Raw genomic sequence first — 19,903 nt, 5'->3', positions numbered from 1 at the left:
ACGAAAAGTAAAGGCGCCCATGTGGGCGCCTTTTCCGTGTCAGACCAGCGTTTTCGCCTCAGTTGGAGGCGAGCGCCGCCATCCGCAGGTTCGGCCCCGAGATCGGCCCTTCGCTGCTGAGCAGGCCGGCATAGCGGGGGTCGGCCATCAGCGTGCGCAGGTCGATCGACTTGCCATTCAGGAAGGCCGTGCGGCTGACCAGCCGGACGCCGTGGCTGTAATCGGCATAGCCCGCGCCGTGCACCGTGCTGAGCGGTTGGATCGGCTGGCCGTTGCTGCGGTGCCAGCCATAGATCGCCACGCGGCCCCGGTTGGACGCCAGGCGCGTCGTCAGTACCACGTCTTTCTTGTGGCCGGAAATCAGCGTACCGGGCGCGGCGCCGGCCGACTGGCGCTGGGCCTCGACAGTGGCGTTGTGGCGCATGAAATAGTTGGTCGAGGTCATCTGTGGCCCCGGTGTCATCGGGCGGGGCGAGAGGCGCAGGTCGGCCTGGCGGTAGATCTGGTCGACCATGCGCGGGGTGGGCAGGATCATGTTGAACTGCTCGCCGATGCGGGTGGCGGCGCGCAGGCCGAGCGGAACGCGCACGTAGTCGCGGTCGCTGCCGAGGGCGAGGTAGTCGGGGGTCACGCAGAGCGTGATGCTGACATTGCTGCCATCCGCCGCGCGCCCGCTGATGTTGACCGGGGCGAGGTTGCGGATGAAGCCGGGCATGTTGCCGCCGAGGATTTCGCGCAGCACGGTCTGGTCCCGCTTGACGCCGTCGACATTGGCGACGCTGGCAAGCACGGCCTGGGCGCCGCGGGCGCTGCCCGGGCGGCGGGGAATGTCGCGCGACAGCTGGTTGGGGCATTTGCCGGAGCTGTTGGCAATGCGCGGGGTCGCGAGGGGCTCGGCCGGGGTTTCCGGGGCCAGAAGCGCCTTCATCGCGGCGGGCGACAGGCTGGCCAGCCGCAGGTCGGAGGCGGTGTCGGCCGGCCCGGTCTCGAGCGTCTGCGGCCGCAGGCGCGGGCGCAGGGAGGCGGTGACGATGCCGGGTGCGTCCGGTGTGAGCGCGTCGAGCTCGAGCGGTTCGGCGATTTCGGTGCCGTCGGGGAGGATTTCCAGCGACGGATCCTGTCCGAAGGCGGGGCGTTCGGGCGGGAGGACCGAGGGCTTGCCCGCGAAGATGCGCGACAGCGGCGAGAAAAGATCGTCGGTCAGGCGCGTGTCGGGCGCGCTGAGCGAGGCCAGCTTCGGCGCGTCGGAGTTGCCCGCCGGGCGGGAGAGAAGGCCGAGATGCGGCGATGGTTCCTGACCTGCCAGGTCATCGGGCAGGGGAAGGCTATCGGTGATTTCGGTCACGATGTCGGGTGCGCTGAATCCCTGATCGCGCAGCGCGTAGGCGCTTGCCGCGATGGCGGTCATGCCCAGCAGATAGACCCCGACGATCGCCGCACCTTTCGGCGCAGCACGACGGGGCAAATCGCGCGGCATCACTTGTTCCAGCTCGTTTGCAGATTCGGTGGTCATGCACTGTCCCTTAGAAGCGATTAATTGACGCTTCAATAAACCGGTCAACGATGGCGTCCCGACGCCACGTCAAACGGCAGGAACCCGCCCAAAGTGGCAAGGCTTTGCGGCCATTTGCCGGCACCGTGCCGGTTGGCGTGAAAAGCCGGGGGATCGGTGGCGGGATTGTTTCGGTCCAGCCGACAATCTGCGCTGCAATGACCAGTAGCTTTTTGCCGGCGAGGCTGGCAATTTGATCGGTATATGGCAGAGGGTTTTGGCCCTGATGAATTTGTTCGGTCATGTTTTGAAAAGGGATTTGACATGCGGCGTGTGACACTGGGGATTGCGGCAGCGACGGCGATGCTGGGGGCGGCGACGGTTCCGGACGGCGGTTTCGCGCAATCCGCGGCGGAGGCCTGTGCCGAGATTGCCGGAACGCCGGATGCCGGCGCGCCGGTCAGCCGCGAGGCGTTGAACACCTATTTCAGCACGCTTGGCACCGCCCGCCCGCATTGCGAGGCCGCCGTGATCGGGGCCGAGCCGGACGCCGATGCGATGTTCCACCTTGCCGTGATCATGCAGCGCGAGGGGGTCCACGAGCGGGCGCTCGAGGTGTTCGGCATGGCCGGCGAGGCGGGTGTCGCGGCGGCGCATACCAAGCTGGGCGACTATTACAATTTCGGGATCGGCCCGGTGCGCGAGGATCACAAGCGCGCGGTGGCCGCGTACCAGAAGGCCGTCGATGGCGGCGATATCCCGGCCATGTCGACGTTGGCGATCATGTACCAGCTTGGCCGGGGCGTGCGGCAGGATTTCGACCGGATGCTCGAATTGCTGACGGAGTCGGCCGATGCGGGCTATCACTTCTCGCAGTTCCGGCTGGCGGAGATTTACATGAACCCGCGGAGCGTTCCGGGCCGGCTGGCGCGGGAGCTGGACCTGCCCGACCCGATCAAGGCGGCTGAGCTTTACGAGAAGGCCGCCGCACAGGGCAGTGCCGAGGCCGAGAAGGCGCTGAAGGCGTTCTACGAGGGCGACGGCGTGTTCGACGACCCCGAGGTGCGGCTGAAATGGGTGCAGAGCGCCGCCGAGAAGGGCGATGCGCAGGCGATGAACGAGCTGGGCTTCATGTATGAACAGGGCGACGGGGTAGAGTATGACCCGGTGCGCGCGGCGGAGCTGTACATCGCGGCGCTGGAGACGGGCGACCTGCGGGTGGACGAGCTGCGCGGCACGGTGAACGGGTACGTCCCGCGCTGGGACCGGGAGACGGCACTGAACTTCCAGACGATCCTGCAGGAGCGCGGGCTGTATACCGGGGCGCTCGATGCGATGATCGGGCGGGGCACGCTGGGTGCCGCCGCGCAACTGGCGCAGCAGTAGCCGTCAGATACTGAGCTTCTTGAAGATCGCCTCGGGGATGTTGCGGATGATCAGCATCACCAGCCACCAGACCGGTTTGACGTAGATGACGTTGCGACGCATCTTCGCGGCGCGCAGCACAGCGCGGGCGAGCTTGTCGGGGTCGGCGGTCAGCTTCTCGGGCAGGTCCATGCCTTCGGTCATCTTGGTGGCGACGAAGCCGGGCTTGACGGTCATGACGTGGACGCCGCGTTTCGCCAGCCGGTTGCGCAGGCCCGAGAGGAACGCCGTGAAGCCTGCCTTGGCCGAGCCGTAGACGTAATTGGTGGCGCGGCCGCGGTCGCCGGCGACGGAGCTGATGCCGATGAGCGTGCCGGAGCCGCGGTCTTCGAACCGGTTGGCGAGGAGGGCGAGCAGATTGGCGGGGCCCTCGAAGTTGGAGCGCATGACGAGGCGGGCGGCGTGCATGTCGGCCTCGTTTTCCGACTGTTCGCCCATGTAGCCCACGGCGCAGACCACGGTGTCGGGCAGGTCGGGCAGGGTGTCGAGGAAGGCCTCGTGGCTGTCATAGTCGAGCGCGTCGAGCTCGTGCAGGGTGACGTCGGTGCCGTGGCGCAGGGCGATGTCGTTGCGTTCGGGCTCGAGCGTGTCGGCGTTGCGGGCGGCGAGCTGGATGGCGTGGCCGTCGGCGGCATAGGCACGGGCGATGGCCATGCCGATATCGGAGCGCGCGCCGAGGATCAGGACCGGACCGGCGCTCATAGCCCAAGCCTTTCGGATTGCATCGAGACGAAGCCGGTGTCGGCGCCGGTCTCGCGGCGCATGGCGGCGAAGGCCCCGGCGCGGGGGTCGGTGGCGTGGAGCATGTGGGCGGTGAGGCGCGCATCCTTGGCGAGGTAGAAGCGGCCGCCGTGATCGAGGGTGATCCGGTCGAGTTGTTCCATGAGTTCAAGCACCTTGTCGGAAACGGGGAAGTCGAGCGCCAGCGTGTAGCCGGGCATGGGAAAGGAGAAGCGGCCGCCTTCGGGGCCCATCTTCTTTAGGACGGCGAGGAAGGAGCCCTGGCGGGCCTCGGCGGTGGCGGTGAGCAGGGCCTCGAGCCCTGCGCGGGCGGTGTCGTCGGGCAGGACGCACTGGAACTGGAGAAAGCCGCGGCGGCCATAGATGCGGTTCCAGCCGAGGATGCCGTCGAGCGGGTAGAAATAGGTGTCCCACGGCACGTAGCTGGTGCCGGCGTTGCGGAGGCCCGCGCGGTAATAGGCGGCGTTGAAGGCGCCGACCGTCCAGCGGTTGAGGGCGAAGCCGGGGAGGTTGAAGGGCACGCTGCGGGTGCGGCCGGGCGGGGGGCCGAAGGGGACCTGGCGGAAGCGGGTGGGCAGGCGGTCGAGGGGGGCATGCTCGCCCAGCATGACGATGGATCGGCCGAGGTTGGCGCCGGTGGAGAGGCAGTCGATCCAGGCGACGGAATAGGGGGCGTCTTGCGCGGCCTCGAACGCCTCCATCGCGGCGGCGAGGTTGGGAGCGGGCTGCGCGTGCTGGAGGATCCAGCCGGTTTCGACGCGGCGCAGGCGGATCGCCATGCGGAGGATCACGCCGGTGAGGCCCATGCCGCCGATCGTCCAGTCGAAGAGCTCGGCGTTTTCCTCGCGTGAGCAGCGGGTAACGGTTCCGTCGGGCCCCATGATGTCGAGCCAGTCGATAGTGTTGCCGAAGCCGCCGTCGACATGGTGGTTCTTGCCGTGCACATCGGCCGCCGCCATGCCGCCCAGCGTGACGAACTTGGTGCCGGGCGTGACCGCCGGGAACCAGCCGTGCGGCAGGAAGGCGTCGATCACGTCGCCCAGCAGGACGCCTGCCTCGGCGGTGAGCTGGCCGGTGGTGTGATCGAAGGCGATGAGCCGGTTGAAATGGCGCATCGAGACGGTGTTGTCCTCGTTCATGGCGCTGTCGCCATAGGCGCGGCCATTGCCGCGGGCGATGAGCGGGCCGTTACTGCGGGCCCCGGCCAGTGCCTCGGGCGTGCGGGGGGCGGTCACCGTGCAGTCGGCCACCGGGTAGCGGCCCCAGCCCGAGAGCTTCATTCCGCCGCCTCCGCCCGGGCGCCGGGCGCGAAGACGAAGCGGCGGTCGAGCTGGTACTTGGTGACATAGCCGATGGTCAGGCCGATCACGGCGCCCGCCTCGCGCATGGCGTGGGTTTTCCAGAGCAGCCAGAACAGCGTTTCCGTGCCCCAGAAGATGGCCGTGGTGACTAGCCCCATGGTGGTGTAGAGCGCGAATTTCCGGCCGTGATTGGCCATGCCCCCTTCGGTGTCATAGAAGATCCAGCGCTTGTCGAGCAGGTACTTGACCACCAGCCCGGTGGCCGTGCCCGCCGCGATGGCGGCGGCCAGCCCGACACCCGGCGTGGACCAGCCTATGGCCAGCACGAGGCGCTGGGTGGCGAGGTTGACCAGCACCGCGATGACCGCGAAACCGGCATAGCGCAGGATGAGCGTTCCGCGGCTCACAGCACCGAGGCTCCGCCGGCGAAGAGCGCGACCAGCAGGATGCAGAACAGGCTGGTTCGGTCGCGCAGGGCATAGACGATGGGGTCGTCATCCATCTTGCCGCGATGGGTGACCAGAACGACGCGGCTGATCCAGTACATCAGCACGAGGCAGATGCCCCAGAGCAGCCAGGGCGCGGTGTAGAGCTGTTGGACCGCGGAGGTGTTGACGTAGAGCGCGAGGACCAGCACCGAGATATAGCCCGAGGCGGTGGTCATCTGCGAGATGAGCGGCGCGTCCTCGACATGGTAGCCGCGGCGCTTGGCGGTGCGGATGCCGCGTTTCTCGAGATCGACCAGCTCGGCCAGCCGCTTGACCGCCGCCAGGGCGAAGAAGAAGAACATCGAGAAGGCGAGCAGCCAGACCGAGAGCGCCAGCCCCGTGGCTACCCCGCCGGCGATGATGCGAAGGGTATAGAGCCCCGCAAGCGTGCCGATATCGGCCACGGCGCGCTGCTTGAGCCAGGTGGAATAGACCGTGGTCAGCAAGAAATACCCGAAGATCACGCCCAGCAGGTTCGGCCCGGCGATGAGCGCCGTCAGCAGCCCGCCCAGCAGCAGCAGCGGCATCATCGCCGTGCCGTGGGCGATGGGCACCCGCCCCGCGGCCAGCGGGCGCCTGCACTTGCGCGGGTGGGCGCGGTCGGCGCGCAGGTCCATCAGGTCGTTCAGGAGATAGCCGCTGGAGCTGACGAGGCTGAAGGCGATGAAGGCGAGGATGGTATTGAGGATGTCCTGCCCGGTGAAGGATTGCGCCGCGACGAGGGGCACGAAGACCAGCACGTTCTTGAGCCACTGGTGCGGGCGAAGGGCGGCGAGGTAGCCGGATTTCGTGCCGCTTTGCAGGTGTTCGCTGTCGCCGCCCTGGGCCGCGACCTGTCGCTGCAGGGCGGGCGAGGCATCGACCGAGACAGACTTGGCCGAGGCATCCCACACCGGCAGGTCGGCCGCGCTGTCGCCGATATAGGCAAAGCCGCCGACGCCGTAGCGCTCTTCGAGGAAGCGGGCCTTGGCCGCGCCCTTGAGGTTGTGCTGGCCGTCAGAGCCATGCGCCTCGTCGAAGAGGCCGAGGTGATCGGAGATCGCGTCGGCGATGCTTTCGTCGGCGGCGGTGACCAGCACCGCGCGCCCGCCATTGGCGCGCCAGTCGCGGACGTAGTCGAGCACGACGGTGTTGTAGGGCAGGTGCTCGGGCTCGAGCACGGTGCGGCCGGCCATGGATTTCTTGAGCGCCGCTCGACCGCTGGTCAGGGCACGGAGGGCGGCCAGCGCGGTGCCCCAATCCTCGGCCATGCCCGCCCAGAAGGTTTCATAGAGCGAGTCCGACCGGATCAGGGTTCCGTCGAGGTCCACCACGAGGACCGGCATCTCGTCCCGCCTGTCTTTGGCTGTCATCCCGATATTTTGCCCGCATTGTATTGTTTTGCCGGACCTTAGCACGCGGGTTCTTGCCAAGAAAGGCGGGAGAGCCCGCAAAGGGGTTGACCGTTGGAAAAATGCGGCATTGGCGGGGTGGACCGAAACGGGCAACATCGGGACAACAAGAAGGAGCAGTGGACATGGCCGATCTGGAGACACGCATCGCGCAGGGGCGCGGGGACGAACCGGCGGACAAGGTGTTGCGCGGGGGAGAGGTGTTCGACCTCGTGACCGGGACGCGCGTGAAGGGGGACGTGGCGATCTGTGGCGACCGGATCGTCGGCATCGGCGAGGATTACGAGGGGCGCGAGGTGATTGATGTCAGCGGGCTGGTGCTGGTGCCGGGGTTCATCGACACGCATCTGCATATCGAAAGCTCGCTGGTGACGCCGTTCGAGTTCGACCGCTGTGTCGCGCCGCGGGGCGTGACAACGGCGATCTGCGACCCGCACGAGATTGCCAACGTGATCGGGGTGGAGGGGATCCGGTATTTCCAGCAGGCGAGCGAGCGGACGGTGATGGATATCCGGGTGCAGTTGTCGTCCTGCGTGCCGTCGACGGATATGGAGACCGCCGGCGCGCGGATCGAGGCGGAGGAGCTGGCGCCGCTGAGGGGGCATCCCTCGGGGATCGGGCTGGCGGAGTTCATGAATTATCCCGGTGTCATTCACCGTGATCCAGGGGCGATGGCCAAGCTGCGCCTCTTCGAGGGCGGGCATGTGGACGGGCATTGCCCGTTGTTGTCGGGCAAGGACCTGAACGCCTATTGCGCCGCCGGGATCCGGACGGAGCACGAGGCGACCAGTGCGGAAGAGGCGCTGGAGAAGCTGCGCAAGGGGATGCGGGTGCTGATAAGGGAAGGGTCGGTCAGCAAGGATCTGGAGGCGTTGCAGCCGGTGCTGAGCGAGGTGACGGCGCCTTACATGTGCCTGTGCACCGACGACCGGAACCCGCTCGATATCGCCGAGCACGGGCATCTCGATTACATGATCCGCGAGCTGATCCGGCTGGGCTGTTCGCCGCTGGCGGCCTACAGGGCGGCGTCGCTGTCCGGGGCGGAGGCGTTCGCGCTGAAGGACCGGGGGCTGGTGGCGCCGGGGTATCGGGCGGATATCGTGGCGCTGGGCTCGCTGGAGGCCTGCGATGCGCGGCTGGTGTTGTGCGGGGGCGTGGTGGCGGATGACGCGGCCTTCGCGGCGCGGGAGGAGATCGCGCCGGTGGGGCGTGGCTCGGTCAATGCGCCGCGGGTTCGGGCCGAGGATTTCCGGGCGACGGGCAACCGGGAAGAGACGGATGTGATTGGAATCCTTGAAGGAAAGATCATTACCGAGCATCTGCGCGAGGAGATCGCCATTGCCGATGGCGACAAGCGGCCGGACGTGGCGCGCGACCTGGCGCGGATTGCGGTGGTGGAGCGGCACGGGAAGAACGGCAACGTCGCCACGGGCTTCGTGCGGGGGTTCGGGATGACCGCGGGGGCGATTGCCTCGACCGTCTGCCACGACCACCACAACATCGTCTGCGTGGGGCAGGATTACGAGGACATGGCGCTGGCCGCGAACCGGTTGAGCGAGCTGGAAGGCGGGTTCGTGGTGACGCGGGGCGGCGAGGTTCTGGCGGAGCTGGCGCTGCCGGTGGCGGGGCTGATGAGCTTGGAGCCGTTCGAGGTGGTGCGCGACCGGCTGGTCGAGCTGCGCGATGCGGCGAAGGGGCTCGGCGTGGAGTTAACGGAACCTTTCCTGCAGCTTGCATTCCTGGCGCTGCCGGTGATTCCGGCGTTGAAGATCACCGACCGGGGGATGGTCGACGTGACGAAGTTCGAGATCATCGCGTAGGCGGGTATCGGGGCAAAGGGTGTCGAGCGGGTTAATGCGGCGGGCCGGTGTGGTGGGTTGGCACCCACCTTACGCAACAGCGGCGTCACTCACCCGTCCCGTACCACCAGAGGCCCCGGGTCAGGCCCGGGGCGGGAAATGCAACGCTCCGTAGGGTGGGTGCGACCCCACCAACCGGGCGGCTTCAGAACGCCTTGAAGGTCAGGGTCGTCTCGGTCCGTTCGATGCCCTCGATGTCGAGCAGGTGCTCGTTGATGAAGTGGCCCACATCCTCGGGTTCGGGGACGTAGAGCTTGAGCAGCAGGTCGAAGGGGCCCGAGGTCGAATAGAGCTCGGAATGTATCTCGCGCAGGGCGATTTCCTCGGCCACGCGGTAGGACGTGCCCGGCTTGCAGCGGATGTTCACGAAGACGCAGCGCATGGGATCACCTCCGGTTGTCTGTCTGTCACAGTTAAGCGCGAATTGCCGGCAAGGGAACCCGGCAGGGTCAGATCGTCATGTGGCGGGCGCGGGCCCCGCGCTCGATGGCGGCGGCGTGCAGGCGGTCGAGCTCGAGCTCGAAGCGGATTTCCTCGAGCAGGCGCAGCTCGCTTTCCGTCAGCGCCCCGTCGGCGGCGGCGACGTCGCAGGAAAGCGCGTAGGCGGTCTCGAACAGCCGCTCGGGCAGGTTGTCGCGGACGAGGCCGAAAAGCGCGTCGAGCCCGTCCTCCTCGGAGAAGAGCTCGAACACCATCTGCGACATGACCTTCATCCGGTCGAGATCGTAGGTGGCGAAGATCGGCAGGTTGTTCACCAGGCTTTCGATCGTCAGAAGTTCGGCCGTGCGGATCGACTCGTCGGAGGCCGAGACCGCGATCATCACGGCGACGAGGCAATCCTGCGGCGTGAGGGGGTGGGGAATCTGCTCGGGCACGGGCTGTCCTTTCCGGGGTCTTGTTGCAGTGCAGAATATTGACTGTCCCGCCCGGCGGCAATAGGAAGCCGTGCGACCTTCGCGTATAGCCATGCGCGACGCCAATGAACCGGAGATATCCCAATGTCAGAGTTGCGCGACGCCGCCCTCTCATCGAAAGCCTGGCCTTTTGAAGAAGCGCGCCGCGTTCTCAAACGGTACGAGAAGGCGCCGCCCGAGAAGGGGTACGTGCTGTTCGAGACGGGCTATGGCCCGAGCGGGCTGCCGCATATCGGCACGTTCGGCGAGGTGCTGCGCACCACGATGATCCGGCGGGCGTTCGAGCTGATCTCGGACATTCCGACCAAGCTGATCTGTTTTTCCGACGACCTTGACGGGATGCGCAAGGTGCCGGGCAACGTGCCGAACCAGGAGATGCTGAGGGAGCACCTTCAGAAGCCGCTCACGTCGGTGCCCGACCCGTTCGGGACGCATGACAGTTTCGGCGATCACAACAACGCCATGCTGCGCCGGTTCCTCGATACGTTCGGGTTCGAGTACGAGTTCATCTCGGCCACCGAGTTCTACAATACCGGCCAGTTCGACGAGGTGCTGCTGAGGGCGGCCGAGCGGTATGACGACGTGATGAAGGTGATGCTGAAAAGCCTGCGCGAGGAGCGGCAGCAGACCTACTCGATCTTCCTGCCGCTGCACCCCGAGACCGGCCGCGTGCTTTACGTGCCGATGAAGGAGGTGAACGCCAAGGACGGCACGATCACCTTCGACGACGAGGATGGCAAGGAATGGACCCTGCCGGTGACCGGCGGCAACGTGAAGCTGCAGTGGAAGCCCGATTTCGGCGCGCGCTGGGCGGCGCTGGGCGTCGATTTCGAGATGTATGGCAAGGACCATTCGACCAACACGCCGATCTACGACCGGATCTGCGAGATCCTGGGCTGGAAGGCGCCGGAGCATTTCACCTACGAGCTGTTCCTCGACGACAATGGCCAGAAGATCTCCAAGTCGTCGGGCAACGGCATCTCGATCGACGAGTGGCTGAGCTATGCCTCGACCGAGAGCCTGTCGTATTTCATGTACCAGAAGCCGAAGACGGCAAAGCGGCTCTATTTCGACGTGATCCCGCGGGCGGTGGACGAGTATCACCAGCAGCTGCGCGCCTATCCCGGGCAGGACGCGGCACAGCAGGTGGCGAACCCGGTTTATCACATCCACAACGGCGACGTGCCGGAAAGCCGGATGGTGGTGCCCTTCGCGATGTTGCTGAACCTCGCTTCGGTCGCGCATGCGAATGACAAGGACCAGCTCTGGGGCTTCATCCGCCGCTACGCGCCCGATGCCAGCCCGGAGACGCATCCGGACCTCGATGCCGCCGCGGGCTTCGCGGTGAAGTATTACGAGGATTTCGTGGCGCCGGCGAAGACTTATCGTGCGCCGACGGAGGCCGAGCGCGAGGCGCTCACCGAGCTGCGCGACCAGCTGGCCGCCTATGACGGGCCGGTCGAGGACGAGGCGCTGCAATCGGTGGTCTATGCCGTGGGGCGCGACCGGTTCGACCCGCTGCGCGACTGGTTCAAGGCGCTTTACGAGGTGCTTCTGGGGGCAAGCCAGGGCCCGCGTTTCGGTGGGTTCATCGCGCTTTACGGCGTGGATGAAACCATGAAACTGATCGACGACGCGCTGGCGGGCAAGCTGGCCTGATCTCTTTGGCGGAGGCGTCCGGCCGTGCTGTCGGATGCCTCCGGCGGGAGTATTTCCGGAACGGTGAAGGGCTGGGGGTGGGCCCTGCTTCTTCTTGGGGATAAGTATCCCGGGGGCTTGGGGGCTGGCCCCCAATCAGACGGACATGGCGAGCACGCGGCTGATCTCGGTGAGGGAGCGGCCGGATTGGTTCATCCAGGTGTTGAAGGCGGATTGCACCGATTTCATCGCGGTTTTCGAGCTGGGCTGCTTGTCGATCACGCCTTCGGCGACAAGGCGGGCGACCACGTCGCGGGACATGATATAGCTGTCGCGGCCCATGAAGCGCATGGCGTATTGCCCGGCATTGCCGCCGAGGTGTGACCCGCGTTTCTTGAGCATTTCTAGCAGGGCCGCGTAATCCTCTGACGGCCAGCCGCCCAGTACCTTGCCCGCCCCGCCTTCGTCGCGCAATTCCAGCAGGAAGGCGGCGTTGTCGCGGACCGTGACGATCTTGATGGGGTTGCGGACGATGGTCTTGTCGGCGACGAGCGCGTCGAATTTCGCGTCGTCCATGAAGGCGCAGCGGCCCACGTCGAACCCGTCGAAGGCGGTTTCGAACCCCTCCCACTTGTTCTCGATGACCTTCCAGTTGAAGCCCGCCTGGAAGATGGATTTCGACATCTGGGAAAGCCAGCGGTCGTCGGGGATGGCGGCGAGGTCGGCGGGGGATTTCGGCCTTGCAAGCTGTGCTTCGAGCGCGTCGGGGCCGCCTTTCCGCTCGGCGGCGATGGCGAAAATCTCGTCGAAGCTGCGCATGGGCTTTCTCCCCTCGTTGACGCGGAGTTTGCCGCCGGACTAGAACAGGGGCAACTGACAATTACCGGCCAGAACCGGAGCGAGGAGGCAGGCATGACGAGATGGATTATCCTGGGGTTGTTCGGGGGCGTTGCCGTGGCCTGTGTCGCGCCGTCGATGCCGCAGCCGTCGGAAGGGCAGGCGCTCTACATGGAGAATTGCGTGCAATGCCACGGCGTGTCGGGCAAGGGCGACGGGCCGTGGGCGGCGTCACAGGATCCGCGGCCGGCGGATCTGACTCGGCTGGAGCGGGGCGGCGCGTTTCCGACGGCGCATGTGCTGAGCGTGATCGACGGGTACGAGCGCGCCGGGCAGCCGGGGCAGGAGATGCCGGAATTCGGCCTGCTGCTGGAGGGCGAGACCGTGCCGGTGGATACGGGCGACGGGGTTCTGACGCCGACGCCGCGGCCGCTGGCGGCGCTGATGACCTACCTGAAAAGCATCCAGGCCGAGGGCTAGGCGCCTAGCGGCAGATGTTCTCGAGTTCCGCGTCCTTCCAGGGGATCAGCACCTTGTCCGGAATGTGCAGGCGGCTCATCGGGAAGGCGCCGCGGAGCATCTGGGCCATGCGTTTGGTGCGCGGGGCGTCGGGGTCGAGCGTGGCGCAGCAGATGTATTCCTCGACGATCGAGGCCTGCTGTTCGTAGCCGTAATCGAGGAAGTTCGCGTTGGTGGTGATGTCGAACAGGTAGGGATCGTCGGAACGGGAATGCTCGGCTGCGGAGCGGAGCGGCGAGTAGCCGGTTTTCGCCCGGTTCTGCCATTGCCAGACATGCACGATCTCGTGGGCGAAGAGCATGGCGCTGACGAGGTCGATCTTCTCGGGATACTCGGGCAGGTAGTCGCGCTGGTACCAGTCGCGGGCGAAGAAGACGTTGTTGTTGAAGACGAAGGCCGCCGGGGAGACGGTGACCTTCTCTGTCCTGGGTTCCGGCAGGATACGTTCGCGGCAGGCGAGGCGGGGGCGTTTCTGGCGGAGATAGGTGGTCTCTCCGATCAGGGCGCCGTTGTTGAAGCGGATGCGGGAGACGTTGATCGTGTCGCCGTGCATCTGCTTGGCAAAGCTCTTTTCCGCGGGCGTCAGGGGGCGGCCGCAGGACAGAAGCAGGAGGCAGGAGAGGAGGATGAACCAGCGCATGTCCGGGACGTTAGCAAGGGATTAACGGGGCGGGTAGAGGTAAGATTCCCGGCCGGTGTGCTGCAGGCGGGCGAATCGGGGTTAACGGGCTGATTTCAGGGCAAAATGCCGTGTCGGTATCACGTCGGTATAACGTCGGTATTTTGTCGGTGTTTTTCACCGGCGGAGGCGGGGTTAACGTGCCGTGCGGGGCGCAACGGGGCGCGGGTCAGGCCTCCTCGGGATAGGTGGCCTGGCACTGGCGGACCCCGGCGCTGGCCCGGGCCTGTGCGGCGGGCAGGGCGGCACGGTATTCGGCCAGCTTGCGGGCCTCGCGGGCGCGGTTGATGGGGATGCGGATGGTTTCAGTGCGGAAGACGGTGTCGCGGCAGGGGAAGGCCACGGGTTTCTGCGTGGCCGGATCGCGGCGGTAGCAGGTGGTGAAGATGGTGCGGGGGACGGTGCGCCGCTCGGTGCGGTAGCCGCGGGCGAGGGCTTCCTCGGTTTCGCGGATGTCGTGCTCGAGGGTGCGGAATTCGCGCGTGGCGCTGTAGGTGCAGTTCTGCAGGGGGGTGCAGGCGGTGAGGGCTATGGCGGCGAGGAGGAGGAGGGGTTTGAGCATGGGTTTGGGCGTGGCGGCGGAGGGATGGGTTATAACTTGACCCGTCGGATGGGGGTTTCAAGGGGTACTGTGAATCGGCGTTGCTGGTAGGAGGCCGCGCGGTGACCAGACCGCGGGGTGGCGAACCGACGGGTGTGGAGGCAGTTTATGGTGGGGCGTCAGGAGGACATTCGAGCGGAGTGCCTGCGGTGATCAATCGCCAGCCCCGGGGGGCGGTCTCCCTCTCGGCGATTGCGGGGCAATCGCCTGTCGGGCAGCGGGCGATCGCGCGGCACCGCAGCTTGCTGCGCCTTGAATCCGCGCGGTGGACATAAAAATTTTCTAAGAATTTTCTACGGCGGCCTCACTGCAAAACGAAATCAATGCGCGAACGATCTGATCCGCGTGGGAAAGCATCGCGTTAACTGCTTCGAGCCCGACCGTTTCTGTTACAAATTCACCGGACTTTTTATCAAAGTAGGACACTTGAAGTGCAGGATCGAAAGTAACTACGCCGTGTATTGTTTTGTGGCGGTTGTCGACAAATTCATAAAGATAAGGTCGCAGTTCTCGAAAGTAGACGGCCCATCTGTGGCCTTCGTTTAGGCGCTCTGAGATTTCTTTTACTGCGCCGATAAGTTCTTTTGTGCTCATCTTATATAGCTGAGCAGCCCGATTTTTAAGTTTTTCACCTTCCAGATTTTCAACAATTAATACTGCGCGAACGATAAGTTTTTCTATGCGAGCGCAAAGTTGTACGTAGTTACCTATGGCAAAAATTATGTCCTTGGGAATTTCGTGTTCAACAGTTGTGGGCTCAGCCATCCTCAAACATCCAACTCCTCCACGAACCGCGCGTTCTCCTGGATGTACTGGAACCGCAGTTCCGGCTTCTTGCCCATCAGCCGCTCCACCAGATCCCCGGTTTCGCCCGGTTCGTCCTCGTCGATGGTGACGCGGATGAGTTTGCGGGTGGCGGGGTCCATCGTGGTTTCCTTCAGGTCCTTGGCGTCCATTTCGCCGAGGCCCTTGAAGCGGGAGACGTCGATCTTGCCCTTGCCGCCGAGGCCCTTGGCGAGCCATTCGTCGCGCTCGGCCTGGTCGAGGCAGTAGACACGCTTGGCGCCCTGGGTCAGCCGGTAGAGCGGCGGGCAGGCGAGGTAGAGGTGGCCGTTGTCAATGAGGGGCCGCATCTGGGTGAAGAAGAAGGTCATCAGGAGCGAGGCGATGTGGGCGCCGTCGACGTCCGCATCCGTCATGATGATGACCTTGTCGTAGCGCAGGTCGTCGATGCGGAAGCGGGAGCCGAGGCCCACGCCGAGCGCCTGGGTCAGGTCGTTGATCTCGGCGTTTGAGCCGAGCTTCGAGCTGGCCGCGCCGAGGACGTTGAGGATCTTGCCGCGGAGGGGCAGGAGCGCCTGGGTCTGGCGGAAGCGGGCCATCTTGGCGGAGCCGCCGGCCGAGTCGCCCTCGACGATGAACAGCTCGGTGCCTTCGCGGGTGTTGGAGGTGCAGTCGACCAGCTTGCCGGGGAGGCGGAGCTTCTTTGTGGCCGATTTGCGCTGGGTCTCCTTCTCCTGCCGGCGGCGGAGGCGTTCCTCGGCCCGGAGGACGAGGAAATCGAGGATGGCGCCGGCGGACTTGGTATCACTGGCCAGCCAGTTGTCGAAATGGTCGCGGACGGCGTTTTCGACGAGGCGCTGGGCCTCGGTGGTGGCGAGGCGGTCCTTGGTCTGGCCGACGAACTCGGGCTCTCGGATGAAGCAGGAGACGAGGGCGCAGCCGCCGGTCATCAGGTCTTCGCGGGTGATGTTGGCGGCCTTCTTGTTGTTCACCAGCTCGCCATAGCCCTTGATGCCCTTGAGGATCGCGGCCCAGAAGCCGGCGACATGGGTGCCGCCCTCGGGCGTGGGGACGGTGTTGCAGTAGCTCTGCAGGAAGCCGTCGCGCGAGGGGGTCCAGTTGATGGCCCATTCGACCTTGCCGGGGGTGCCGAAGCGTTCCTGGAACTCGACCGTGCCGGCGAAGGGGCGTTCGGCATAGGTGGAGGCGGTGCCGAGGGTTTCGCGGAGGAAGTCCGACAGGCCGCCGGGGAAGTGGAAGCTGGCCTCCATCGGCGTGTCGCCGTCGGGGATGGCGGATTTCCAGCGGATTTCCACGCCCGAGAAGAGGTAGGCCTTTGAGCGGATCGAGTGGAAGAGGCGGTGCGGCTTGAACCGGTGGGAGCCGAAGATCTCCTCGTCCGCGTGGAAGGTGACGGTGGTGCCGCGGCGGTTGGGGGCCTGGCCGATCTGTTCCAGCTTGCCCAGCGGCTTGCCGCGCGAGAAGCGCTGTTCGTAGAGCGCCTTGTTGCGGGCGACCTGGACGATCATGGAATCGGACAGCGCGTTGACCACGGAGGCGCCGACGCCGTGCAGGCCGCCGGAGGTCTGGTAGGCCTTGCCGGAGAACTTGCCGCCGGCGTGGAGCGTGCAGAGGATGACCTCGAGGGCGGATTTTCCGGGGAATTTCGGGTGCTCGTCGACCGGCATGCCGCGGCCGTTGTCGGTGATGGTGACGGAATAGTCCTCGTGCAGCGTGACCTCGATGCGGGAGGCGTGGCCGGCGACGGCCTCGTCCATGGAGTTGTCGAGGATTTCGGCCACGAGGTGGTGCAGCGCGCGGTCGTCGGTGCCGCCGATATACATGCCGGGGCGCTTGCGGACGGGCTCCAGCCCCTCGAGCACCTCGATGGAGGCGGCGTTGTAGTCGGAGGACTCCGTTACGGTGAGAAGGTCGTCGGCCATGCTGCTGCTCTTTGGTTTGTTGGTTGAAGATAGTATGACAGAGCGGGCGGGACGGGGGAAGGGCTTGTGGTCAGGCGGGTCCGGATTCACCAGACTTTGTGCGGAGCCATTGGGCCATTTCCAATGCGGTGATCAGGTCGTGTGCTCTCGGAGCTTTTCGATCAGCGCGTCTTCCGTCATGACCTCGTGCTTCTCTACCCATGCCTGCGGGACGAAATGTCCGATGCGGCCCGACTCGGTGAGGATTTCAACGGGCTCGCCGCCGGAATGGGCGAGGACGGTTTCGATGTCGCGGATGTCATTGAGTCCGCACGTGGTGCGGGGTGGGGTCCGAGGCATGGGAGGGCTCCGTTGGTGTCGGGATGGAGTATGTGCCGGATCGGCTTAACCGGCCGTTACCTGCCGCAGGTATCGCGCGCATCCCAGCAATGGAAGCGTGTCGCAGGTGACCAGCCGGACGGGGATGGCGCGGACGATGTCGGTATAGGGCCCGCGGGCGGTGAAGCGGGCGTGGAAGGCCGAGGCGGGCAGGTGCGGGGCGATGACGGGGGCGAGGCTGCCGGTGAGGTGGAGGCCGCCGGCGGGCAGGTGGTGCAGGGCGAAGTTGCCGGCGATGAGGCCGAGGGCTTCGGCGAAGAGGGCGAGCGTGTCGAGCGCGGCGGGGTCGCCCTGCGCCGCGGCGGTGGCGATGGCGGTGGGGGAGAGGTCGGCGCCGGTGAGGAAGGCGTGGGTGTTGGTGAGGCCCGGGCCGGAGATGGCGGTTTCCATCGGCATGTGGGATTGCACTCCGCGCAGGTGGTCGAAGAGCGCGCCGAGGCGACCAGTGGCATGGGGCAGGGCGGAATGGCCGGATTCGGCGGGCGGGATGAAGAGGCCCTCGGGGCGGGAATGGATCACCGCGACGTTGCAGCCGGTGCCGAGGTTGAGGACGAGGCGGGGGGCGCCCGGCGCCGCGGGCTGGCCGGGGAAAACGGTCCGGACCGTGTCGGGCGGCAGGTCGTCGAGCCCGTAGCCCTGGGCCTGCAGGTCGTTCATCAGGTGGACGGGGCCTGCGCCGGTGACCTCGCGGAGGCGGGCGGCATCGACCCGCCAGGGGTGGTTGGTGAGCTGTGCCGTCTCGCCCAGCACCGGGCCGGCGACGCCGGCGCAGATTGCCTCGACCGGGCCGGGGGAGAGGTCGGCGAGAAAGGCCGAGACCACGCTCTCGAAGCTGGCGAAATCGTCGTTGCGGTAGCGGCGCAGGGTGTCGAGGAGGAGCCGGCCGTCATCGGCCAGCGCCAGCCTCGTGTTGGTGCCGCCCAGGTCGGCCAGCAGGTGCCGCCTAGCCATTGCGCCATTTCTGCGCGACCGCGCGTGCGGTCTGGGCCAGCATCAGCACGTCGATCCCCACGGCCATGACCTGGGCCCCCCAGTCGCGGTAGGTCAGCGCGGTGTCGTGATCGACCGCGAGGATGCAGGCGGCGGTGTCGGAGGCGGCGGCGCGGGCGAGGACATCCTTGATCGTGTCGCGGACTTCCGGAGCATCGCTGTCGCCGAGATAACCCATGTCGTTGGCGAGGTCGGAGGGGCCGATGAAGATGCCGTCGACGCCCTCGACCGCGAGGATGTCATCCAGCGCCTCGACCGCGGCGCGGCTTTCGATCTGCACCAGCAGGCACATCTGGTCATTGGCGGTGGTGATGTAGTCGGGCACCGACGAGAAGCGCGAGGCGCGGGCCAGCGCCGCGCCGGAGCCGCGGATCCCTTGCGGCGGGTAGCGCATGGCGCGGACGAGGTCGCGTGCCTCGTCGGCGCTGTCGACCATGGGGATCAGCAGGGTCTGGGCGCCGGCGTCGAGCACCTGCTTGATCGCCCATGCCTCTCCCATCGGCAGGCGGACGACGGGGTGGCAGGGCTTGCCCTCGAGCACCTGGAGCTGGGCCATGATGGTGCGCAGGTCGTTCGGCGCATGTTCGGCGTCGAGCACGAGCCAGTCGAAGCCGGCGGTGGCGAGCACCTCGGTCGGGTAGGGATCGGCGAAGCCGGCCCAGCAGCCGTAGAGCTGATCTCCGCGCTTGAGGGCGGTCTTGAAGGTGTTTTCGGGGGCGGACATGGGGCGGGCCTTTCCTGCAAGTGTCTTGCCGCCACCCTAAGCCTGTTGTTGACTGGGGGTCCACAGGAACCGGCGCGGGGAGGCGCGGCAGATGGCACTCAGGCTGCATCATATCAATCTGGTCACCGAGAAGGTGGGCGAGATGGACGACTTCTATCGCCGGGTCATGGGGCAGCGGCGGGAGGATCGCGGCGTGCCGGTGCTGGAGAAGCAGAAGGGTTATGCGGGCGACGTGGCCTTCGTGACGGACGGGGTGGTGCAGACGCACCTGGCGCAGCGGGATCTCGGCGCGGGGTTTGCCACGGGGCAGGTCGTCAACCCGGTGGAGCGGGGGCATATCGCGTTCCGGACGGATGATCTGCAGGCGTTCATGCGGCACCTGGACGAGAAGGGCGTGCGGTATTCGGACTGGGGCGACCGGGCGGTGGCGGGGTGGCACCAGATCTTCTTCTACGACCCCGACGGCAACGTGATCGAGGTGCACCAGGTGGAGGAGGAGGCATGAGGGCGCGGCTGCATCATATCAACCTGTCGACCGAGAAGGTCGAGGAGATGGACGCGTTCTATCGCGAGGTGCTGGGGCTGGAGGCGACCGACGAGGATGTGCCGGCGCTCAGGAATGACGAGGGGGTTTATGCCGGCGACGTGGCCTTTGTTTCCGACGGGCACATGCATCTGCATATCGCGCGAAAGGACGTGCAGGCGGGGTTCCGGACGGGGCAGTTGGTGAACCCGGTGATGAAGGGGCACGTGGCGTACCGGACCGACGACCTGGCGGCGTTCAAGGCGCACCTGGAGGCGGAGGGGGTGCCCTTTGCCGACTGGGGAGATTCGGCGGTAGCGGGGTGGCACCAGATCTATTTCTACGACCCGGAAGGGAACGTGATCGAGGTGCATGAGCGGGACGGGTAGCGGGGCGTCCCGGCCGGGGGTGACGGCTTGGCGACTGTCCTGCGGGTGATTGCGATACTGATTTTCTCGGGGAGACCGACGTCGGTATGACGTCGGTATTTTGTCGGTATTGCGTCGGTGTTTTTGACGGTGGGAAGGGAGGGGGGCGATATCTTGAAAAGATATCGGGTCGAATTCTTTTGAAGAATTCGGGGCGCCTGCGGGGAGGTTGGGGCGGGGGGATTTGAGTATTTTGGGAACAATGAAAATGCGGGGGGTGGCCGCGGCCGAGGCGTGGGAGGCTGTCGG

At 66.2% G+C, this 19,903-nt stretch carries 22 protein-coding genes; 6 read left to right on the top strand and 16 right to left on the bottom strand.

Annotation, left to right across the window (positions count from 1 at the left end; translation table 11 throughout):
* Window positions 1–58: 58 nt before the first annotated feature.
* Together ACO07J_RS00990 and ACO07J_RS00985 are read right to left on the bottom strand one after the other, a co-directional pair.
* On the bottom strand, window positions 59–1,513 hold the full coding sequence (locus tag ACO07J_RS00990) for a hypothetical protein (RefSeq protein WP_422025445.1): 1,455 nt from the start codon (window positions 1,511–1,513) through the stop codon (window positions 59–61).
* Window positions 1,514–1,523: 10 nt separating this feature from the next.
* Window positions 1,524–1,796, bottom strand: a complete 273-nt coding sequence (locus ACO07J_RS00985; protein WP_422025443.1) for a hypothetical protein — start codon at window positions 1,794–1,796, stop codon at window positions 1,524–1,526.
* A 20-nt stretch (window positions 1,797–1,816) separates the two neighbouring features.
* On the opposite strand from ACO07J_RS00985, the gene ACO07J_RS00980 reads away from it, so the two are divergent.
* The gene (locus ACO07J_RS00980; protein ID WP_422025441.1) at window positions 1,817–2,878 is read left to right on the top strand and encodes a tetratricopeptide repeat protein; all 1,062 of its coding nucleotides are present in this window, start codon (window positions 1,817–1,819) and stop codon (window positions 2,876–2,878) included.
* 3 nt (window positions 2,879–2,881) lie between these two features.
* Here the strand turns inward: ACO07J_RS00980 and ACO07J_RS00975 are convergent, their stop codons facing one another.
* From ACO07J_RS00975 to ACO07J_RS00960, 4 genes are read right to left on the bottom strand one after another with little or no spacing between them, the layout of a single operon-like run.
* A complete protein-coding gene (locus ACO07J_RS00975; protein ID WP_422025439.1) occupies window positions 2,882–3,619 on the bottom strand; it encodes an SDR family oxidoreductase in 738 nt (245 codons plus the stop codon).
* On the bottom strand, window positions 3,616–4,938 hold the full coding sequence (locus ACO07J_RS00970) for an FAD-binding oxidoreductase (protein WP_422025437.1): 1,323 nt from the start codon (window positions 4,936–4,938) through the stop codon (window positions 3,616–3,618). The genes ACO07J_RS00975 and ACO07J_RS00970 overlap by 4 nt, the downstream gene beginning before the upstream one ends.
* Complete coding sequence (locus ACO07J_RS00965; protein ID WP_422025435.1) at window positions 4,935–5,366, bottom strand: GtrA family protein; 432 nt, start codon at window positions 5,364–5,366, stop codon at window positions 4,935–4,937. The genes ACO07J_RS00970 and ACO07J_RS00965 overlap by 4 nt, the downstream gene beginning before the upstream one ends.
* Complete coding sequence (locus tag ACO07J_RS00960; RefSeq protein ID WP_422025434.1) at window positions 5,363–6,799, bottom strand: UbiA family prenyltransferase; 1,437 nt, start codon at window positions 6,797–6,799, stop codon at window positions 5,363–5,365. The genes ACO07J_RS00965 and ACO07J_RS00960 overlap by 4 nt, the downstream gene beginning before the upstream one ends.
* 164 nt (window positions 6,800–6,963) lie before the next feature.
* Here ACO07J_RS00960 and ade point away from each other — a divergent pair, with 164 nt between their 5' ends.
* Window positions 6,964–8,658 (top strand): adenine deaminase, encoded by a 1,695-nt coding sequence (gene ade, locus ACO07J_RS00955; RefSeq protein WP_422025432.1) that lies wholly within the window; start codon window positions 6,964–6,966, stop codon window positions 8,656–8,658.
* 184 nt (window positions 8,659–8,842) lie between these two features.
* Here ade and ACO07J_RS00950 read toward each other — a convergent pair whose 3' ends face one another.
* Window positions 8,843–9,079, bottom strand: a complete 237-nt coding sequence (locus ACO07J_RS00950; protein ID WP_350131077.1) for an Lrp/AsnC ligand binding domain-containing protein — start codon at window positions 9,077–9,079, stop codon at window positions 8,843–8,845.
* Window positions 9,080–9,146: 67 nt separating this feature from the next.
* Complete coding sequence (locus ACO07J_RS00945) at window positions 9,147–9,572, bottom strand: tellurite resistance TerB family protein (RefSeq protein WP_350131078.1); 426 nt, start codon at window positions 9,570–9,572, stop codon at window positions 9,147–9,149.
* A gap of 123 nt (window positions 9,573–9,695) precedes the next feature.
* Here ACO07J_RS00945 and ACO07J_RS00940 point away from each other — a divergent pair, with 123 nt between their 5' ends.
* Entirely contained in the window at window positions 9,696–11,270 is a 1,575-nt protein-coding gene (locus tag ACO07J_RS00940; protein ID WP_422025430.1) for a lysine--tRNA ligase, read from the top strand.
* A 135-nt stretch (window positions 11,271–11,405) separates the two neighbouring features.
* Here ACO07J_RS00940 and ACO07J_RS00935 read toward each other — a convergent pair whose 3' ends face one another.
* The gene (locus ACO07J_RS00935; protein WP_422025428.1) at window positions 11,406–12,068 is read right to left on the bottom strand and encodes a DNA-3-methyladenine glycosylase I; all 663 of its coding nucleotides are present in this window, start codon (window positions 12,066–12,068) and stop codon (window positions 11,406–11,408) included.
* 93 nt (window positions 12,069–12,161) lie between these two features.
* On the opposite strand from ACO07J_RS00935, the gene ACO07J_RS00930 reads away from it, so the two are divergent.
* Window positions 12,162–12,566 carry a c-type cytochrome gene (locus ACO07J_RS00930; protein ID WP_422025426.1) on the top strand — a complete coding sequence of 135 codons (405 nt, stop codon included), beginning with the start codon at window positions 12,162–12,164 and terminating at the stop codon, window positions 12,564–12,566.
* Window positions 12,567–12,570: 4 nt separating this feature from the next.
* On the opposite strand, the gene ACO07J_RS00925 is transcribed toward ACO07J_RS00930, so the two are convergent.
* The 7 genes from ACO07J_RS00925 to ACO07J_RS00895 form a co-directional block, all read right to left on the bottom strand.
* Window positions 12,571–13,245, bottom strand: a complete 675-nt coding sequence (locus ACO07J_RS00925; RefSeq protein WP_422025424.1) for a hypothetical protein — start codon at window positions 13,243–13,245, stop codon at window positions 12,571–12,573.
* Window positions 13,246–13,453: 208 nt separating this feature from the next.
* A complete protein-coding gene (locus ACO07J_RS00920; protein WP_422025422.1) occupies window positions 13,454–13,846 on the bottom strand; it encodes a hypothetical protein in 393 nt (130 codons plus the stop codon).
* 321 nt (window positions 13,847–14,167) lie between these two features.
* A complete protein-coding gene (locus ACO07J_RS00915; RefSeq protein WP_422025420.1) occupies window positions 14,168–14,650 on the bottom strand; it encodes a hypothetical protein in 483 nt (160 codons plus the stop codon).
* A gap of 2 nt (window positions 14,651–14,652) precedes the next feature.
* Window positions 14,653–16,611 (bottom strand): DNA topoisomerase IV subunit B, encoded by a 1,959-nt coding sequence (parE, locus tag ACO07J_RS00910; protein WP_422025418.1) that lies wholly within the window; start codon window positions 16,609–16,611, stop codon window positions 14,653–14,655.
* A 132-nt stretch (window positions 16,612–16,743) separates the two neighbouring features.
* On the bottom strand, window positions 16,744–16,950 hold the full coding sequence (locus ACO07J_RS00905) for a hypothetical protein (RefSeq protein ID WP_422025416.1): 207 nt from the start codon (window positions 16,948–16,950) through the stop codon (window positions 16,744–16,746).
* A gap of 45 nt (window positions 16,951–16,995) precedes the next feature.
* Window positions 16,996–17,940: a glucokinase gene (locus ACO07J_RS00900; RefSeq protein WP_422025414.1), complete on the bottom strand. Its 945-nt coding sequence runs from the start codon at window positions 17,938–17,940 to the stop codon at window positions 16,996–16,998.
* Window positions 17,933–18,703 carry an HpcH/HpaI aldolase family protein gene (locus ACO07J_RS00895; RefSeq protein ID WP_422025412.1) on the bottom strand — a complete coding sequence of 257 codons (771 nt, stop codon included), beginning with the start codon at window positions 18,701–18,703 and terminating at the stop codon, window positions 17,933–17,935. The genes ACO07J_RS00900 and ACO07J_RS00895 overlap by 8 nt, the downstream gene beginning before the upstream one ends.
* Before the next feature lie 91 nt (window positions 18,704–18,794).
* Between ACO07J_RS00895 and ACO07J_RS00890 the strand changes: the two genes are divergently transcribed.
* A complete protein-coding gene (locus ACO07J_RS00890; RefSeq protein ID WP_422025410.1) occupies window positions 18,795–19,208 on the top strand; it encodes a VOC family protein in 414 nt (137 codons plus the stop codon).
* Entirely contained in the window at window positions 19,205–19,615 is a 411-nt protein-coding gene (locus ACO07J_RS00885; protein ID WP_422025408.1) for a VOC family protein, read from the top strand. Before ACO07J_RS00890 ends, ACO07J_RS00885 begins: the two co-directional genes overlap by 4 nt.
* The last annotated feature ends 288 nt before the right edge of the window (window positions 19,616–19,903 follow it).

This window comes from Roseovarius sp., assembly GCF_965228755.1.
GTDB lineage: Bacteria > Pseudomonadota > Alphaproteobacteria > Rhodobacterales > Rhodobacteraceae > Roseovarius.
Note: the sequence above shows the minus strand (reverse complement) of the source record. Positions and strands in the feature narration are given on the sequence as shown.

Excerpts from the sequence above, each read along its gene's own strand:
- ACO07J_RS00990 (WP_422025445.1), bottom strand. The coding sequence starts at position 1,513 with ATGACCACCGAATCTGCAAACGAGCTGGAACAAGTGATGCCGCGCGAT.
- ACO07J_RS00985 (WP_422025443.1), bottom strand. The coding sequence starts at position 1,796 with ATGACCGAACAAATTCATCAGGGCCAAAACCCTCTGCCATATACCGAT.
- ACO07J_RS00980 (WP_422025441.1), top strand. The coding sequence starts at position 1,817 with ATGCGGCGTGTGACACTGGGGATTGCGGCAGCGACGGCGATGCTGGGG.
- ACO07J_RS00975 (WP_422025439.1), bottom strand. The coding sequence starts at position 3,619 with ATGAGCGCCGGTCCGGTCCTGATCCTCGGCGCGCGCTCCGATATCGGC.
- ACO07J_RS00970 (WP_422025437.1), bottom strand. The coding sequence starts at position 4,938 with ATGAAGCTCTCGGGCTGGGGCCGCTACCCGGTGGCCGACTGCACGGTG.
- ACO07J_RS00960 (WP_422025434.1), bottom strand. The coding sequence starts at position 6,799 with ATGACAGCCAAAGACAGGCGGGACGAGATGCCGGTCCTCGTGGTGGAC.
- ade (WP_422025432.1), top strand. The coding sequence starts at position 6,964 with ATGGCCGATCTGGAGACACGCATCGCGCAGGGGCGCGGGGACGAACCG.
- ACO07J_RS00950 (WP_350131077.1), bottom strand. The coding sequence starts at position 9,079 with ATGCGCTGCGTCTTCGTGAACATCCGCTGCAAGCCGGGCACGTCCTAC.
- ACO07J_RS00940 (WP_422025430.1), top strand. The coding sequence starts at position 9,696 with ATGTCAGAGTTGCGCGACGCCGCCCTCTCATCGAAAGCCTGGCCTTTT.
- ACO07J_RS00935 (WP_422025428.1), bottom strand. The coding sequence starts at position 12,068 with ATGCGCAGCTTCGACGAGATTTTCGCCATCGCCGCCGAGCGGAAAGGC.
- ACO07J_RS00930 (WP_422025426.1), top strand. The coding sequence starts at position 12,162 with ATGACGAGATGGATTATCCTGGGGTTGTTCGGGGGCGTTGCCGTGGCC.
- ACO07J_RS00925 (WP_422025424.1), bottom strand. The coding sequence starts at position 13,245 with ATGCGCTGGTTCATCCTCCTCTCCTGCCTCCTGCTTCTGTCCTGCGGC.
- ACO07J_RS00920 (WP_422025422.1), bottom strand. The coding sequence starts at position 13,846 with ATGCTCAAACCCCTCCTCCTCCTCGCCGCCATAGCCCTCACCGCCTGC.
- ACO07J_RS00915 (WP_422025420.1), bottom strand. The coding sequence starts at position 14,650 with ATGGCTGAGCCCACAACTGTTGAACACGAAATTCCCAAGGACATAATT.
- parE (WP_422025418.1), bottom strand. The coding sequence starts at position 16,611 with ATGGCCGACGACCTTCTCACCGTAACGGAGTCCTCCGACTACAACGCC.
- ACO07J_RS00905 (WP_422025416.1), bottom strand. The coding sequence starts at position 16,950 with ATGCCTCGGACCCCACCCCGCACCACGTGCGGACTCAATGACATCCGC.
- ACO07J_RS00900 (WP_422025414.1), bottom strand. The coding sequence starts at position 17,940 with ATGGCTAGGCGGCACCTGCTGGCCGACCTGGGCGGCACCAACACGAGG.
- ACO07J_RS00895 (WP_422025412.1), bottom strand. The coding sequence starts at position 18,703 with ATGTCCGCCCCCGAAAACACCTTCAAGACCGCCCTCAAGCGCGGAGAT.
- ACO07J_RS00890 (WP_422025410.1), top strand. The coding sequence starts at position 18,795 with ATGGCACTCAGGCTGCATCATATCAATCTGGTCACCGAGAAGGTGGGC.
- ACO07J_RS00885 (WP_422025408.1), top strand. The coding sequence starts at position 19,205 with ATGAGGGCGCGGCTGCATCATATCAACCTGTCGACCGAGAAGGTCGAG.